Origin of the sequence: Kribbella sp. NBC_00709, assembly GCF_036226565.1 — a bacterium.
Taxonomy (GTDB): Bacteria; Actinomycetota; Actinomycetes; order Propionibacteriales; family Kribbellaceae; genus Kribbella.
The window spans coordinates 1,486,052-1,500,370 of sequence record NZ_CP108996.1; the positions used below are offsets into that span (position 1 = coordinate 1,486,052).

The window sequence follows — 14,319 nt, forward strand, 5'->3', positions numbered from 1 at the left end:
CCGCACCGGGGCTGTGTCGTGGAACCGCCGGCGTCGGCGTCCCGCCCCGCGGGAGATCCGCGGGAGATCCGCCCGACTCGCGCGGCAAGCGCTTGCCAGCGCCTGGCGAGCACACCACACTGAGCGCCAACCGCCCCACCTCCCAGGAGGAATACATGCCCCGCAACCTGCATCGCCGTACCTTCCTGATCGGCAGTCTCGGTCTCACCGCGGCGGCCGTCGCCAGACCGGCGAGCGCCACCACGACGCGGACCCGGGCCGTCCGGGCCCGCTCCCTGGACGAACTCCGCAAGGCGATCGCGGCCGCCGAGCCGGGCGCCGAGATCGTGCTGGCCAACGGCACGTACGACGTACCCGGCGACCAGACGATTGCGGTCAGCGGGAAGCACGGGACCGCGGACGCGTGGATCACTGTGCGCGCGGAGTCGGTCGGTGGCGTGACGCTGACCGGGAACAACGGGTTCGTGTTCGCGGACTCGGCGTACGTCGCGATCGACGGGTTCAAGCTCCGGCAGCAGACCACGTTCGAGGTGCCGACGACCTGTCAGCACGTCCGGATCAGCCGGAACGACATCCAGCTCGGCGACCTCGAAGGCCTGCATTGGGTGATGGTTCGCGGCGACGCGACGGTTGTCGAGCGCAATCACTTCCACGGGAAGTCGAAGCTCGGTGTCTTCCTGGGAGTCGAGGGTCCCGGCTCGGACGGCATGGCCCGCGGGGTGCACATCGTCCGGAACTACTTCTCCGACCACACGTACGCCGGTGACAACGGCGGCGAACCGATCCGGCTCGGACTGAGCGGCCGGTCGCTCAGCGACGCCGGCGCGACCGTCGAGGAGAACCTGTTCGAGCGCTGCAACGGCGACCCGGAGGCGATCTCGACCAAGTCGACCGGCAACACCATCCGGCACAACACGATCCGCGACAGCCTCGGCGGGATCGTGCTCCGGCACGGCAACCGCTCCCGCGTGGACGCCAACTTCATCCTTGCCGGAAGCAACGGAATCCGGATCTACGGCAACGACCACCTGATCGTGAACAACTATGTCGAGCAGATCGCCGGCGCCGGCATCGTGCTCGGCAGCGGCAGTGTCCGCGACCACAAGCCCGAGGACTCCCCGGAGAGCCGCCGCGGCAACGACGCACCAGACCGGGTGACGATCGCACTGAACACCGTTCAATCGTGTGGAACGGCGATCAGTGGCGAGTCACAACGTCCATTGCCACCGCTCGGCTGCGCAATCACCGACAACCTGCTCGTCGGCGACGCCGGCAAGCAGTTGGTCTCGATGCCGTACCTGGACGGGATCGCGTTCGCCGGCAACCTCTGCTGGGGCGCTGCGACCGACGGCACCATCCCCGCGGGCGGGTCCACCAGGAAGGACCCGAAGCTCGCGCCCGGTTCGGACGGCGTACGTCGTCTCACGGTCGGCAGCCCGGCGATCAACGCGGCCAGCAGGACGTACCCGGCCGTCACGCGTGACCTCGACGACCACCCCCGCACCGGCAAGGCTGACGTCGGCGCCGACGAGTACAGCAAGGCCACGCCGCACAACCGCCCGCTCATGCCTTCGGACGTGGGGCCCGCCTCGCGATGAGTTTTCTGCGGCTCGTTCGTCTCAACACGGACCAACGAACGAGCAGGAGGATCCATGGCGAAGGTGTTGTACTCGGTGACGATGTCGGTGGACGGCTTCATCACCGGACCGGACGGTGACATGCAGTGGATGCGCCCGTACCTCGGGCCCAACCCGGAGGTCGACGAACTGGTCCCGCGGATCGGTTCGATCCTCGTCGGCCGCCGGTCGCACGACGGGGACGATCCGTTCAAGGGTGAGGCCGGCGAAGGCCAGGCGTTCGGCGGTGGGTGGAGCGGACCGATGTACGTCGTCACCCACCGCCCACCGGCCGAGGCGGAACCCGACGTCACGTACGTCGCCGACTTCGCGAAGGCACTCGCCCAGGCGAAGGAGGCGGCCGGCGACAAGTACGTCAACGTGATCGGCGCGAACGTCGCCAAGCAATGCATCGAGGCCGGCGAACTGGACGAGGTCCTGCTCCTCTTCGCCCCGGCGATGCTCGGCGACGGCACGCGCCTCTTCGACCACCCCGGCGGCCAGACGGTCCGGCTCGAACGCATGAGCGTGACCGAGACCGCACTGGCCACCAGCCTGTGGTTCAAGGTGGTCTAGAAGTCTGCGGCAGTTGGATGCATGACGGCGCGGATCTCGACGGACCGTCCGGCGGCTCGCGCGTCCGGAAGCAGGCGCGCGAGCTCGATCGCTCGATCGCGGGTCTCCACGTCGATCACGTAGTAGCCGTCGATCTGGCTGGGCTCACACTCCGGGAGCTGGATGGACAGCTGGGGATCGGCGAGCAACTCGCCGCCGACCAGTTCGCCGGCCTCGTGGGCAACTCGCTCGAACTCGTCGCGCTGCAGGCGTGGTTCACCATCACCCTGCAGGATCAGTAGAAACTTCATCGGCGCACTCCTCTCACTGCTAGGACGGAGTCGAGCGCGCGGTTTTGACATGATGGCCCGATGTTCGTGCGCACCGAACGGCTGACCCTGCGCCGCTTCACGCCGACGGATGCCGAGCGGTTCGCCGCGTACCGCTCGGATCCCGCGGTCGCCCACTACCAGTCGTGGGATGCTCCGGTGCCGCTCGCCGACGCTCAGCAGACGGTCGAGCGGTTCGGGCAGGGCGATCCGGAGGCGGCCGGCTGGTTCCAGTACGCCGTCGATCTGGACGGCGTACTGATCGGGGATCTCGGCCTCAACCTGCACGAGAACCTGATGCAGGCCGACCTCGGTTTCACACTCGCGACGGAGTACCAGGGCATGGGGTACGCGTCCGAGGCCGTGCTCGGACTCCTCCAGCACCTCTTCGTCGAGCGCGCGCTGCATCGGGTGTCAGCCGAGGCCGACGCCCGCAACACCGCGTCGGTCCGGCTGCTCGAGCGAGTTGGATTCACCCGCGAGGGGCTGCGGCTGTCCAACACCTGGTTCAAGGGCGAATGGACCGACGACGTGCTGTTCGGCTACCTCCGCGACGACTACCTCAACCGACCGCGGCCCACGCCCGCGCCGTCAGCCTGATCGAACCGTCCGCCTCGATCGGCAACCGCTCCCGGACGCCGTCGCGCATCGCGTCCTGGTCGGCCGGATCCAGACTGCGCAGGTACGCCGGCGCGACGCCCGTCCCGCCGAGGAACGGCTGCCAGTAGTCGTCGAACGATGTGAACACCGTCGGTACGACGATCGCGCGCGTCCGCACGTCGGCGTACCCGGCCTCGCGGAACAGTCCCTCGAGACCTTCCGCCGTACAGAACGAGAACCGGGCGCCCTCGTCCTGGTCACGGTCCTGGGGACGCAACGCGAGCATCGTGTCGAAGAAGTACCGCATCAGCTGCATGTCGCCGGCGTAGTCCCACACGTACACCGCGACCGTCGATCCGATCTCGCGCATCCGGCGCAGCGCCTCGACCCGCTCGGGGACGAAGTTGAGCACGAGGCCGGAGACCACCACGTCGAACGGGCCGTCGGGCAGCTCGGCCGCCGACCGTACGTCGAAGCTCGCGCGCTCGTCGTGGACGGTCTGCCTGGCGTACTCGACGAAGCCGTCCGACGGGTCGACCCCGAGCACGGCCGACGGATCCGCCGTCCGCAGGATCGTGCTCGTCAACGCGCCCGTCCCGCAGCCGACGTCGAGCCAGCGCAGACCTGCCGGCTGCTCGAGCCAGTCGATGAACTCCGCCGCGACGAGCCGGCTCCAGCGGCCGACATACGACTCGTAGATTCCTCCGCTCGACCACTCGCTCACTTGGGCAGGATAGACGCGAGCGACACCCCCGTCAGGCCCTCGGCAACCTTCCACAGGCGGGCGCTGGTCCCGGCGTCCAGAGCGGCCTTCGGCTGCTTGGTCACGCCGGTGGGTCCGACGAGACCGAAGATTCCGGAGGGGCCGTAGTAGCCACCGGCTTCCGCGGCCGGGTCAGCGGCGGCAAACAGGAGCGGCTCGGTGCCCATCTCGACGTCCTGCTTCGGAAGCGGGTTGAAGCGCATGCCCACCCGGTTGAGGAGCGACGGCCGCTCCCGGCCGAGCGCGGCGCCGGCGCTCTGCAGGTTGGTGCGGGTGTACCCCGGGTGCGCGGCGACGCTGAGCAGGCCCCAGGCGCGGTCGGCGGAGAGCTTGGCCAGGTGGTTGCTCATCATCAGGTCGGCGAGCTTCGACTGCGAGTACGCCGCGGTGCGCCGGTACCGCCGGTCCCATTGCAGGTCGTCGAAGTGGATGCTGCCGAAGTTCGCGGCACCGCTGGCCATGGTGGCGATCCGCGGCGCGGGCGCGGCGAGGACAAGCGGCAGCATCCGCACGGTGAGCGCGAACGGGCCGAGGAAGTTGGAGCCGAACTGCAGCTCGAAGCCGTCCTTGGTGGCGATGCGGGTCGGCGGAACCATCACGCCGGCGTTGTTGACGAGCAGGTCGACGTGCGACTCGTCGGCGGCCAGCTTGTCGGCGAACTCCTGCACCGAGGCCAGGTCGGCCAGGTCGATCCGCCGGATCTCCAGCTGGGCATCGGGGACCTCGGCGAGGATCTCGGCCTTCGCCGCCTCGCCCTTGGCCGGGGTCCGGACCGCCATCACCACCCGCGCGCCGGCGGCGGCCAGGCGCTTGGCCGCCTCCTTGCCCGTGCCGCTGTTGGCACCGGTGACGACAACGAGCTTGCCGGTCTGATCGGGGACGTCATACATGATCCACACTCCATAAAAGACTGATGGTCTGTTATGGCTTCGACGTTATCAGACCGGCGGTCCGATAACAACAGACCGTTGGTCTGTAGAATGTGAGCATGACTTTCCAGCGCGCCCGGAGCGCGGAACAGCGAGCTGAGCGGCGGCGGGCGATCCTCGCGACGGCCGCCGCGATGCTGGCCGAGATGCCGGTCGCAGACGTCAGCCTCAACGAGCTGAGCCGCCGCGTCGGCCTGGCGAAGTCGAACGTGCTGAACTACTTCGACTCCCGCGAGGCCGTCCTGCTCGAGCTGTCGAGCACGGAGCTCGCGGCCTGGGTGGCGGACCTGGACGACATGGCCGGCGACGCGCTGCCCGAGCTGTCGACCAGCGAGCGCGCAGAGCAGTTGATCTCCGCCATCGTCGGCACACTGGCGGAGCGGCCGGTGCTCTGCGACCTGATCAGTGCACAGGCAGGAGTCCTGGAGCGCAACATCACGACCGAGACGGCGCTCGCCTTCAAACGTTCGGCTGCCGAGAGCTTCGTGCAGATGATCAAGGTCGTCGCCGGCGTGCTGCCGGAGCTCGGCGAGCACGGAGCGGGGCAGTTCATCGCCACGGCAAGCCTGTTGGCGGGCGCGATCTGGTCCCACTCGCATCCCGTCCCAGCCATCCTTGCCGCTTACGAGGCCGATCCGGCTCTCGACGCCATCCGGATGAACTTCGAGCCGGCCCTCACCGAGTCCCTCCGCACCTTGCTGTACGGCGCACTCCCCCGCCTCACGGAGTGAAGACGGGGGAGCAGGCGCGGGCTGGTCGGGTGTGTGATCAGGGCAGGTAGTAGTTCGGGTTCGGGAGCTTGAAGGTGCGGTCCGCGAAGCCGCCCTTGAGGTCGGAGAACTGGTCGCCGAAGTTCGCGACGATGTCGTAGCCCAGCGATTCGATGTGCGCGCGGGTCGCCGACTTGTAGTGGATCGTCGTGCACGAGCCGTTCAGGTCCGCCGCGCAGGCCGTCTTCAGGTAGGCCGGATAGTCGGCGACGGCCGGCTTGGTGAACAGGCCGTCCTCACCATTGCTGAGCGCCGTCGGCTTCGGGTAGCCGGCGTCGACGCCGATGCCGTCCGAGGTCAGGTTGCCCAGCGTCGCCTGCTCCTGCGCGGCGCCGCGGCCGGTCAGGAAGAAGATCGCGTACCCCTCGCGCTCGGCCGTCTTCACCAGGTCGACCATGCCCGGCACGGCCGGGAACCGCTGGTTCAGCACGTAGTCCGCGTTCGTCGTCGGGTTGAACGCCCAGTTGCTGAAGATCTCGTAGTTCCAGGTCGCCAGCGAGGTGTCGTCGACGTCGAGCAGGATCGCCTTGGTCTTGCGGGTGTGGTGCGGCGCCGAGAGGTATCGCGTGCCCGCGGCGGCCACCGAGCGGGCTTCCTTGGCGTAGTTGCTGGTGTCCGCGAACGTGCCGCTGCCGAGCGGGTCGCCGTAGTAGTTGCGCAACTGCTGACGCAGTACGTCGATATTGGTGACCTGCTTCTCACTGTGCGGCGTCGACGTCTGGATGGCCGGCTGCGGGTTCGCGGCGCCGGCCGAGTACGCGACCCCACCGACGACAGATGTCATCGCGACCGCGGCGACGCTGGTCAGAACCATCCGGCGGGACGGCCGGCGCCAGGAACGGAATGCCATGGTGACCTTCTTCGGAGTGCGGGAATGCTTGCCAAAGCAAACTAACCCCGGCGCGGGCTGTTTGACCGCGCGACAACCTGAATTGCAGGGGAATCCTGCGTCCGTTCAGACAGGCTTCACGTAGCGATGGCAAGGCACGGGTACCGTGCCGCCTTCTACTGCGGCCGGGTAGTCGAACTCGCCGCCGTCCGACCAGCCGCTGCGCTCGTAGAAGCGGCGCGCCCGGGCGTTCCCGGTCGCCACCGCAAGCCAGGCTTCCTTGTGTCCATTGGCATTCACCTGCCGTTCGGCTTCGGTGAGTAGCGTCCCGGCTACTCCCGATCCACGATGATCGCGCGACACGTACACCTGCTCGACCTCGTCCCCCACCACGATCACGAACCCCGCGACCTCGTCCCCGACCAAGGCAACGGTCGTGTCCGCGACCCGTTGCGCGGCACGCGTGCCGAACGATTCCTCGGTGCGGAACGCGACCAGTTCGTCCGGCACATGCCCGAGATGCCCGTCCCGCCAACCGGAGTACCAGATCCCCGCCACAGCATCCGCATCGCCGGCAACAGCAGGTCTCACCGTCACAGTCATGCGGTCAGCGTAAGTGAACCCGACGCGCCCCTACGCTTGCCTCGTTCGGCCTCTCTCACGAAGGAGAACACGCCGTGGCCACTGGTCTGATCAAGACCGACGATCCGTGTTTCTCCTGGGGAGACTCGATCGTGGAAGCCGTCAGCGAGACCACCGATCGCTTCGTCCGCTGGCGCGGTATCGACTTCGTCGTCCGGCCGGACGACCGGGAGCCGATGAACGCGGTCGACTCGCTCCGGTCGAACGACAGTCCCCTGGTCCTGCCGGAAGAGCTGGCCGATACGGTCCGCCGGTACGGCGCCGGTGAGCCGGTGCAGGGCGACCCGGAACGGTTGGTCCGGGCCACCGGGCACACGATGTCGCAGGCGGCCGGATTGAGCAGCCCGCTGTTCGACAACATCGGCGGCCTGCACCAGCCGGAGGCCGACCTGGACGACGGACTGGCCGATGTCTGGACCCAGGAACGACTGGCCAAGCTCTGGCCGAAGACCGAGTCCGACAGGTTCGTCCCGGTCGACGAGGTGCCGGACTTCGCCTTTGCGGGCCGGAACCCGGCAGCCGCAGCGGCAGCACGGGAACTGATGACCGAGATCGTCCGGCAGCAAGGCCCTGGCGCTCCGGTCGGACCGGACGACTACGCCGCGCTCTCCGGGGCATTGATCGCGACGAAACCCGAGGAACGGTACGGCGAGATCCTCAGGCTGCTCCCGGGCACCGACGAGCTGTCCCGGCCCGACCTGTTCCGGGCAGAGGTAGCCCTCCGCAACGGTTTCACGGCGGCAGTCGAGCAGAACAACCCGTCGCTCGCCGCCGACGCCGTCCGGACGGCGTCGGCGCGGATCGACCCAGAGCTGCGACGGCTCGTGGAGGATCCTGCCCTGGCTCCGGCGGCTAGTCCGGGTCGTACGCCAGATTCGGTCGGAGCCAGCGCTCGACCTCATCGACCGGGAGACCTCGGCGTACGGCGTAGTCCTCGATCTGATCGCGACCAAGGCGGCCGACGCTGAAGTAGCGGGCGGACGGGCTCGCGAAGATCAGACCGCTGACCGCCGCGGCCGGCGTCATCGCGAACGACTCGGTCAGCCCGAGCCCCAGCTTCTCCGCCTCGAGCAGCTCGAACAGCTCCTTCTTCTCGCTGTGGTCCGGGCTCGCCGGGTACCCGAGCGCCGGCCGGATGCCACGGAACCGCTCGGCGTGCAGATCCTCCAGCACCGGCTGTACGTCGGGCTCGAACCACGCCTTCCGCGCCTCCAGGTGGATCCACTCGGCGAACGCCTCCGCCAGCCGGTCGGCCAGCGCCTTCACCATGATCGCCCGGTAGTCGTCGTTGCTGTCCTCGTACGACTTCGCCAGCGCCTCGGCGCCGTGGATCGCGACGCCGAAGCCACCGAGATGGTCACCGGCCGGGGCCACGTAGTCCGCCAGGCAGCGGTTGTGCCGCCCGGCCGGCTTCTCGGTCTGCTGCCGCAGCATCGGGAACGACGCGTCGAGACCGTCGAGAACGATGTCGTCCCCGGAACTGTGCGCCGGCCAGAACCCGTACACACCCTCGGCCGCGAAGGCCCCGTTGGCGATGATCTCGTCCAGCAAGGTGTTCGCGTCGTCGAACAGCTCGCGCGCGACGGGGTTGTCCAGGATGGCCGGATACTTGCCCTTCACTTCCCAGGCCAGGAAGAGGAACTGCCAGTCGATCATCGCGCGCAGAGTCTCCAGCGAAGGCGTCTCGCGGCGCAGGCCGGTGAACGCCGGCACCGGCAGTTCGCCGTACTCGACCGGCTCCTTGTTCGCCCGCGCCTGGGCCAGCGTCAGCAACGGGCTGCGCTGCTTGTTCGCGTGCTGCTCACGGAGCCGCTCCTGCTCGAGACTGTTGCTCTTGGCAAGCTGCTCGGCCCGGTCCTCGTCGAGCAGGTCCGACACCACACCGACCACCCGCGACGCGTCCAGCACATGCACGGTGGTCTTCTCGTACGCCGGTGCGATCCGGACCGCGGTGTGCTGCTTCGACGTGGTCGCACCACCGATCAGCAACGGCAGCTTGAGTCCGCGCCGCTGCATCTCGTTGGCCACGGCAACCATCTCGTCGAGTGACGGCGTGATCAGCCCGGACAGCCCGACCGCGTCGGCGCCCTCGGCAACGGCCGTGTCCAGGATCCTTGCCGCCGGCACCATCACGCCGAGGTCGATCACCTCGTAGTTGTTGCAGCCGAGCACCACGCCGACGATGTTCTTGCCGATGTCATGGACGTCGCCCTTCACGGTGGCCAGCACGACCTTGCCCTGCCCGCGCACCATCTCGGCGCGGCCCTCGAGCCGGGCCTGTTCCTTCTCCGCCTCCATGAACGGCTCCAGGTAGGCGACCGAGCGCTTCATCACCCGGGCGCTCTTCACCACCTGCGGCAGGAACATCTTGCCGGCCCCGAACAGGTCGCCGACGATCTTCATGCCGTCCATCAACGGACCCTCGATCACCTCGAGCGGACGCGGCAACTGTTTGCGCGCCTCCTCGGTGTCCTCCTCGATGTAGTCGACGATGCCGTGCACCAGCGCGTGTGACAGCCGCTCCTGCACGGTGCCCTCGCGCCAGGTCAGGTCGAGCTCGCGCTTGGTGCCCTTGCCCTTCACGTTCTCGGCGAAGGCGACCAGGCGGTCGGTGGCGTCGTCACGCCGATTGAAGATGACGTCCTCGACCAGCTCCAGCAGGTCCTTCGGGATGTCCTCGTAGACGGCCAGCTGGCCGGCGTTCACGATGCCCATGTCCAGGCCGACCTTGCCCGCGTGGTACAGGAAGGCCGAGTGCATCGCCTCGCGGACGATGTCGTTGCCGCGGAACGAGAACGACAGGTTCGAGATGCCGCCACTGATGTGGACGCCCGGACAGCGCTCCTTGATCAGCGGCAGCGCCTCGATGAAGTTGTTGGCGTAGCCGTTGTGCTCGGACATGCCAGTGGCCACCGCGAGCACGTTCGGGTCGAAGATGATGTCCTCGGGCGGGAAGCCGATCCCGGTCAGCAGGTCGTACGCGCGGCCGCAGATCGCCACCTTGCGCTCGACGGTGTCCGCCTGGCCCTGCTCGTCGAACGCCATCACCACCGCGCCGGCGCCGTAGTCACGGATCCGCCGGGCACGCTCGAGGAACTCTTCCTCGCCTTCCTTCAGGCTGATCGAGTTGACCACGCCCTTGCCCTGCACGCACTTCAGCCCGGCCTCGAGAACCGTCCACTTCGAGCTGTCGATCATGATCGGGATCCGGGCCACCTCGGGCTCGGTCGCGATCAGGTTCAGGAAGGTGGTCATCGCCTGCTCGCTGTCGAGCAGGTCGGCGTCCATGTTCACGTCCAGCAGGTTCGCGCCGCCGCGGACCTGCTCCAGCGCCACGTCGACCGCGGCCTGGTGGTCGTCACCCTCGATCAGCCGCCGGAACCGCGCCGACCCGGTCACGTTGGTCCGCTCGCCGATCATCACGAACCCGGTGTCGGCGCTGATCTTGAACGGCTCCAGGCCGGAGAACCTGGTGGTGTGATCGGCCGGTACAACGGTCCGTGGAGTCATCCCGTCGACCGCGGCCGCGATCTGCTTGATGTGCGCGGGCGTCGTCCCGCAGCAGCCGCCGACGATGTTCACCAGCCCCGACTGCGCGAACTCCTCGAGCATCGCGGCGGTCTCCGCGGGCGTCTCGTCGTACCCGCCGAAGGCGTTCGGGAGGCCTGCGTTCGGGTGCGAGGCGACGTACGTGTCGGCGAACCGGGCCAGGTCCGCGACGTGCGGCCGCATCTCCGCGGCGCCGAGGGAACAGTTGACGCCGACCACGAGCGGCTTGGCGTGCTCGACCGAGCTCCAGAACGCTTCGACGGTCTGACCCGACAGCGTCCGGCCACTCAGGTCGACGATGGTCACCGAGATCCACAGCGGCAGATCCGGCGCGACCTCGCGCGCAGCGGTGACGGCGGCCTTGGCGTTCAGGGTGTCGAAGATCGTCTCGATCAGCAGCAGGTCGACGCCGCCCTCGGCGAGCGCGGCGATCTGCCCGGCGTACGCCGCCTTCACCTGCTCGAAGGTGACGGCCCGGTACGACGGGTCCTCGACGCGCGGGGACAGCGACAGGGTGACGTTCAGCGGACCGATCGACCCGGCCACGAATCTCGGCCGGTCCGGGGTGGCGAACTCGTCCGCGGCCTGCCGGGCCAGCCGTGCGCCGGCGACGTTCATCTCCCGGACGTAGTCCTGCAGGCCGTAGTCGGCCTGGCCGATGCTCGTCGCGGTGAACGTGTTCGTGGTGGTGATGTCCGCGCCGGCCGCCAGGTACTGCCGGTGGACGTCGAGGATCACGTCCGGACGGGTCAGGTTGAGCAGGTCCGGATCGCCGGTGACGTCGTGCGTGTGATCGCCGAAGCGATCGCCCTGATAGTCGGCGGGCTTCAGCTTGGCGCCCTGCAGCATCGTGCCCCAGGCGCCGTCGAGGATCGCGACCCGCTGATCCAGCAGATCACGCAACGCGGCTTCACTCATCTGCCAACCCCTCCAGAAGACTCTCCGGAGGCGCCCTTGCAGTCATGCCCCAGGACGAGCGTGGCGGACCCGGGGTCCGTTGCAGCGCCTCTCGGCCTGGATGCTCCATGTTAGTGGCGTCACACCCTGCGCCAAGCGCGTTGTCCACATGTTAGGACGGCTGTTCAATCAGTGGATAAGACTCTGGAGTGCCGGAGCGTAGAGGGCGGCGACCGTCCCGGGGTCGGCAGTGGCGATCGGGCCGCTGGTGTCGATCGCGATCGCGGCGCCCAGACCGAGGAGTTGCGCCGTGATCAGACCGGCCCGCAGCGCCGCGTCCGGGCCGGTCAGGCGGGCGGCGAAGGCCCGGGTCACCTGATCGCGGAAGTGCTCGCGGATCAGCGCGCGTTCGTCACCCTTGCCGGCCGCGAACACGACCCGGACGAGAAGGTCCTGGTCGTTGGCCCGGCGGTACTCGACCAGGGTGCGGACGGCATGCTCGCCGAGTCGCTCGTTCGGCGCGGCGAGCAGCAACTGGGCCGCCTCGGTGAAGTCGGCGACCCGTTCGAAGAGCGCTTCCTTGCCGCCGAAGTACTTGACGATCAGGGCGGCGCTGACGCCCGCGTCCGCGGCGACCCCCCGGAGCGTGACCGCGTCGTACGGCTCGCGCGCGAACGCCTTCCGCGCCGCGCGGAGGATCGTGGTCCGCCCCGGATCGGTCACGTCGTCGTCACCTCGTACGCCGGCTCAGGGCGCCGTACCGGGATCAGCAGCACCAGCCCCGCCGCCACGACCGCGGAAATGCCGGCGATCACGAACACCGTCAGGTACGCCGACAGCGCGGGCGCGACCTGGCCGGCCCGGGAGATCGTGACGTTGGCCAGCACGGTGGCCACGATCGTGCTGCAGATCGCCTGCCCGATCGTGCGCATCAGCGTGTTGATGCCGTTCGCGGCGGCCGTTTCGGTCACCGGCACAGCATGCATGATCAGCGCCGGAAGCGCCGAATACGCAACGGCGGTTCCGGCCGACACGACCGTTGCGCCGATGACGATCCCGGCGACGTTGCTGCTGGTGAACAGGCGGACGACGTACCCGGCGGCCATGATCACCGAGGCGATCGCCAACGTGAACCGCGGACCACGCGCAGTGGAGATCCGGGCGGACACCGGCGAGAGCAGCACCATCGCCACACCGCCGGGCAGCAGGCACAGGCCGCTGACCACGATGGATTCGCCCAGTCCGTAGCCCGTCCACGTCGGCTCCTGGACGAGTTGGGCAGTGGACAGCGAGTTCGCGTAGAAGGCGAAACCGATCAGCAGTGCGCCGAGGTTGGTGAAGAGCACACCCGGCCGCGCGGAGACCCGGAGGTCGACGAGCGGGCTCTTGATACGCAGTTCGTACCACCCCCAGATCGGCACCAGCAGCAGGGCAACGGCGTACAGGGCGACGAGCTTCTCGGCACTCCACGCATTGCTCTTCGAGACCGCGAGCAGGAGACAGACGAGGAAGGCGCTGAGACCCAGCGCGCCGAGGACGTCGAAGCGGCCGCTGGTGCGAACGGCGGACTCGGGCACGATCAGCAGGACGAGTACGACGTCGAGCAGGCCGAGGCCGAGATTGATCCAGAACATCGTGTGCCAGTTCGCGTACTGGACGACGAGGGTCGCGGCCGGGATGCCGAAGGCTGCGCCGATGCCCAGCGTGGAGCTCATGATCGCGATCGACGGGATCACCCGGCGCGGCGGCAGTTCGTCACGCAGGATGCTGATGCCGAGCGGGACCACCGCGACAGCGGCGCCTTGGAACGCGCGGCCGACGATCAGCACGGTCAGGTCCGAACTGGTGGCACAGAGCAACGAGCCGATCACCATCGAGGACAGCGCGATCAGCAGCACGCGGCGCTTGCCGTACATGTCGCCGGCCCGGCCGAGCAGCGGGGTGAAGACCGCGCCGGCGAGCAGGGTGATCGTGATCAGCCAACTGACGTCCGAGGCCGGGCTGTTGGTGATCTGCGGGAGTGCGGGTAGGAGGGGTACGACGATGGTCTGGCTGATGGACACGAGCACGCCGCAGAAGGCGAGCGCGGCCAGGATCAGGCGTGGGTGAGCGCCAGGGCGGACGGTCAAGCGGAGTCCTCACAGGGGTGAACGGTTGTTTACCCAGGGATGGTAAACGCTTGTTCACCCCCACCGGAAGCGAACCGGCTTCTTCGGGGTCATTCGTGCCGGACCTCACACCGCTGTGCGATGTCTCGTCGTTCTCCTGAGCAGCTACCCCAACTCGAGGAGATCGAATGCGACGCACCCGCCAGCCGGCGATGTCGATCGTGCAGCGCACCGCAACCCGGCTTGCCGTTGTCCTGTCCGTGGTCACCGCGATCACGGTCGCGGTCGCCGGTCCGTCATCTGCCGTGACCAACGCGCCGGAGGGCCCAGCCGTCAGCGGCGGCGACGTCAGCGTGACCTCCACCAACGCGGCAGGGTGGGCACACTTCGACGCCGATACCAACACGCTGAGCATCCACGACTCGCATGCGGACGGCTACGGAGTCGTGGTCGTGGACTTCCGGAGCGACCTGGCCAACCCCGGTCCGTACCGCGGGTGGAACCGCGAAGGCGCCGGCACCACCACCTACTACCCCCTGCACATGCCGTACGGCGCCACCTTCAAGTTCGTCGTGTGCAGCGAACAGGACGGCTTGCAGATCTCTTCGACCTGTAGCGCCCAGGTCACTGGATCTGCCGGTCCGGCGCTCTAGCCGAGCGGCACAAAGATCGGGCCCGGGCGCTCTGAGGGGGAGGAGAGCGTCGGGCCCGATCGGTCGGTCCGCGGCAGCG

The 14,319-nt window shown here is 68.4% G+C and carries 14 protein-coding genes; 6 read left to right on the forward strand and 8 right to left on the reverse strand.

Annotated features, from left to right (window positions below):
* Positions 1 to 155 precede the first annotated feature (155 nt).
* Entirely contained in the window at positions 156 to 1,598 is a 1,443-nt protein-coding gene (locus tag OHA18_RS07270) for a polysaccharide lyase 6 family protein (RefSeq protein ID WP_329003003.1), read from the forward strand.
* A gap of 54 nt (positions 1,599 to 1,652) precedes the next feature.
* Positions 1,653 to 2,192, forward strand: coding sequence for a dihydrofolate reductase family protein (locus OHA18_RS07275; RefSeq protein ID WP_329003004.1), 540 nt, complete (start codon positions 1,653 to 1,655; stop codon positions 2,190 to 2,192).
* Here the strand turns inward: OHA18_RS07275 and OHA18_RS07280 are convergent.
* Positions 2,189 to 2,482 carry a YciI family protein gene (locus tag OHA18_RS07280; protein ID WP_329003006.1) on the reverse strand — a complete coding sequence of 98 codons (294 nt, stop codon included), beginning with the start codon at positions 2,480 to 2,482 and terminating at the stop codon, positions 2,189 to 2,191. The two genes, OHA18_RS07275 and OHA18_RS07280, sit on opposite strands and share 4 nt — an antisense overlap.
* 60 nt (positions 2,483 to 2,542) lie before the next feature.
* On the opposite strand from OHA18_RS07280, the gene OHA18_RS07285 reads away from it, so the two are divergent.
* Positions 2,543 to 3,100, forward strand: coding sequence for a GNAT family N-acetyltransferase (locus tag OHA18_RS07285; protein WP_329003008.1), 558 nt, complete (start codon positions 2,543 to 2,545; stop codon positions 3,098 to 3,100).
* Here the strand turns inward: OHA18_RS07285 and OHA18_RS07290 are convergent.
* Positions 3,063 to 3,824, reverse strand: a complete 762-nt coding sequence (locus OHA18_RS07290; protein ID WP_329003009.1) for a methyltransferase domain-containing protein — start codon at positions 3,822 to 3,824, stop codon at positions 3,063 to 3,065. The two genes, OHA18_RS07285 and OHA18_RS07290, sit on opposite strands and share 38 nt — an antisense overlap.
* On the reverse strand, positions 3,821 to 4,753 hold the full coding sequence (locus OHA18_RS07295) for an SDR family oxidoreductase (RefSeq protein ID WP_329003010.1): 933 nt from the start codon (positions 4,751 to 4,753) through the stop codon (positions 3,821 to 3,823). The genes OHA18_RS07290 and OHA18_RS07295 overlap by 4 nt, the downstream gene beginning before the upstream one ends.
* Positions 4,754 to 4,851: 98 nt before the next feature.
* Here OHA18_RS07295 and OHA18_RS07300 point away from each other — a divergent pair, with 98 nt between their 5' ends.
* Positions 4,852 to 5,523 (forward strand): TetR/AcrR family transcriptional regulator, encoded by a 672-nt coding sequence (locus OHA18_RS07300; protein ID WP_329003011.1) that lies wholly within the window; start codon positions 4,852 to 4,854, stop codon positions 5,521 to 5,523.
* Positions 5,524 to 5,560: 37 nt separating this feature from the next.
* Here the strand turns inward: OHA18_RS07300 and OHA18_RS07305 are convergent, their stop codons facing one another.
* Together OHA18_RS07305 and OHA18_RS07310 are read right to left on the reverse strand one after the other, a co-directional pair.
* Positions 5,561 to 6,412, reverse strand: a complete 852-nt coding sequence (locus tag OHA18_RS07305) for an HAD family acid phosphatase (RefSeq protein WP_329003013.1) — start codon at positions 6,410 to 6,412, stop codon at positions 5,561 to 5,563.
* 105 nt (positions 6,413 to 6,517) lie between these two features.
* A complete protein-coding gene (locus OHA18_RS07310) occupies positions 6,518 to 6,994 on the reverse strand; it encodes a GNAT family N-acetyltransferase (RefSeq protein WP_329003015.1) in 477 nt (158 codons plus the stop codon).
* Positions 6,995 to 7,068: 74 nt separating this feature from the next.
* Here OHA18_RS07310 and OHA18_RS07315 point away from each other — a divergent pair, with 74 nt between their 5' ends.
* Entirely contained in the window at positions 7,069 to 8,001 is a 933-nt protein-coding gene (locus OHA18_RS07315) for a hypothetical protein (protein WP_329003017.1), read from the forward strand.
* On the opposite strand, the gene metH is transcribed toward OHA18_RS07315, so the two are convergent.
* The 3 genes from metH to OHA18_RS07330 form a co-directional block, all read right to left on the reverse strand.
* Positions 7,886 to 11,500 carry a methionine synthase gene (gene metH / locus OHA18_RS07320; RefSeq protein ID WP_442914375.1) on the reverse strand — a complete coding sequence of 1,205 codons (3,615 nt, stop codon included), beginning with the start codon at positions 11,498 to 11,500 and terminating at the stop codon, positions 7,886 to 7,888. The genes OHA18_RS07315 and metH overlap by 116 nt on opposite strands.
* 168 nt (positions 11,501 to 11,668) lie before the next feature.
* Entirely contained in the window at positions 11,669 to 12,202 is a 534-nt protein-coding gene (locus OHA18_RS07325; RefSeq protein ID WP_329003018.1) for a TetR/AcrR family transcriptional regulator, read from the reverse strand.
* Positions 12,199 to 13,608: an MFS transporter gene (locus OHA18_RS07330; RefSeq protein WP_329003019.1), complete on the reverse strand. Its 1,410-nt coding sequence runs from the start codon at positions 13,606 to 13,608 to the stop codon at positions 12,199 to 12,201. Before OHA18_RS07330 ends, OHA18_RS07325 begins: the two co-directional genes overlap by 4 nt.
* Before the next feature lie 167 nt (positions 13,609 to 13,775).
* Between OHA18_RS07330 and OHA18_RS07335 the strand changes: the two genes are divergently transcribed.
* The gene (locus OHA18_RS07335) at positions 13,776 to 14,240 is read left to right on the forward strand and encodes a hypothetical protein (RefSeq protein ID WP_329003021.1); all 465 of its coding nucleotides are present in this window, start codon (positions 13,776 to 13,778) and stop codon (positions 14,238 to 14,240) included.
* Positions 14,241 to 14,319 lie beyond the last annotated feature (79 nt).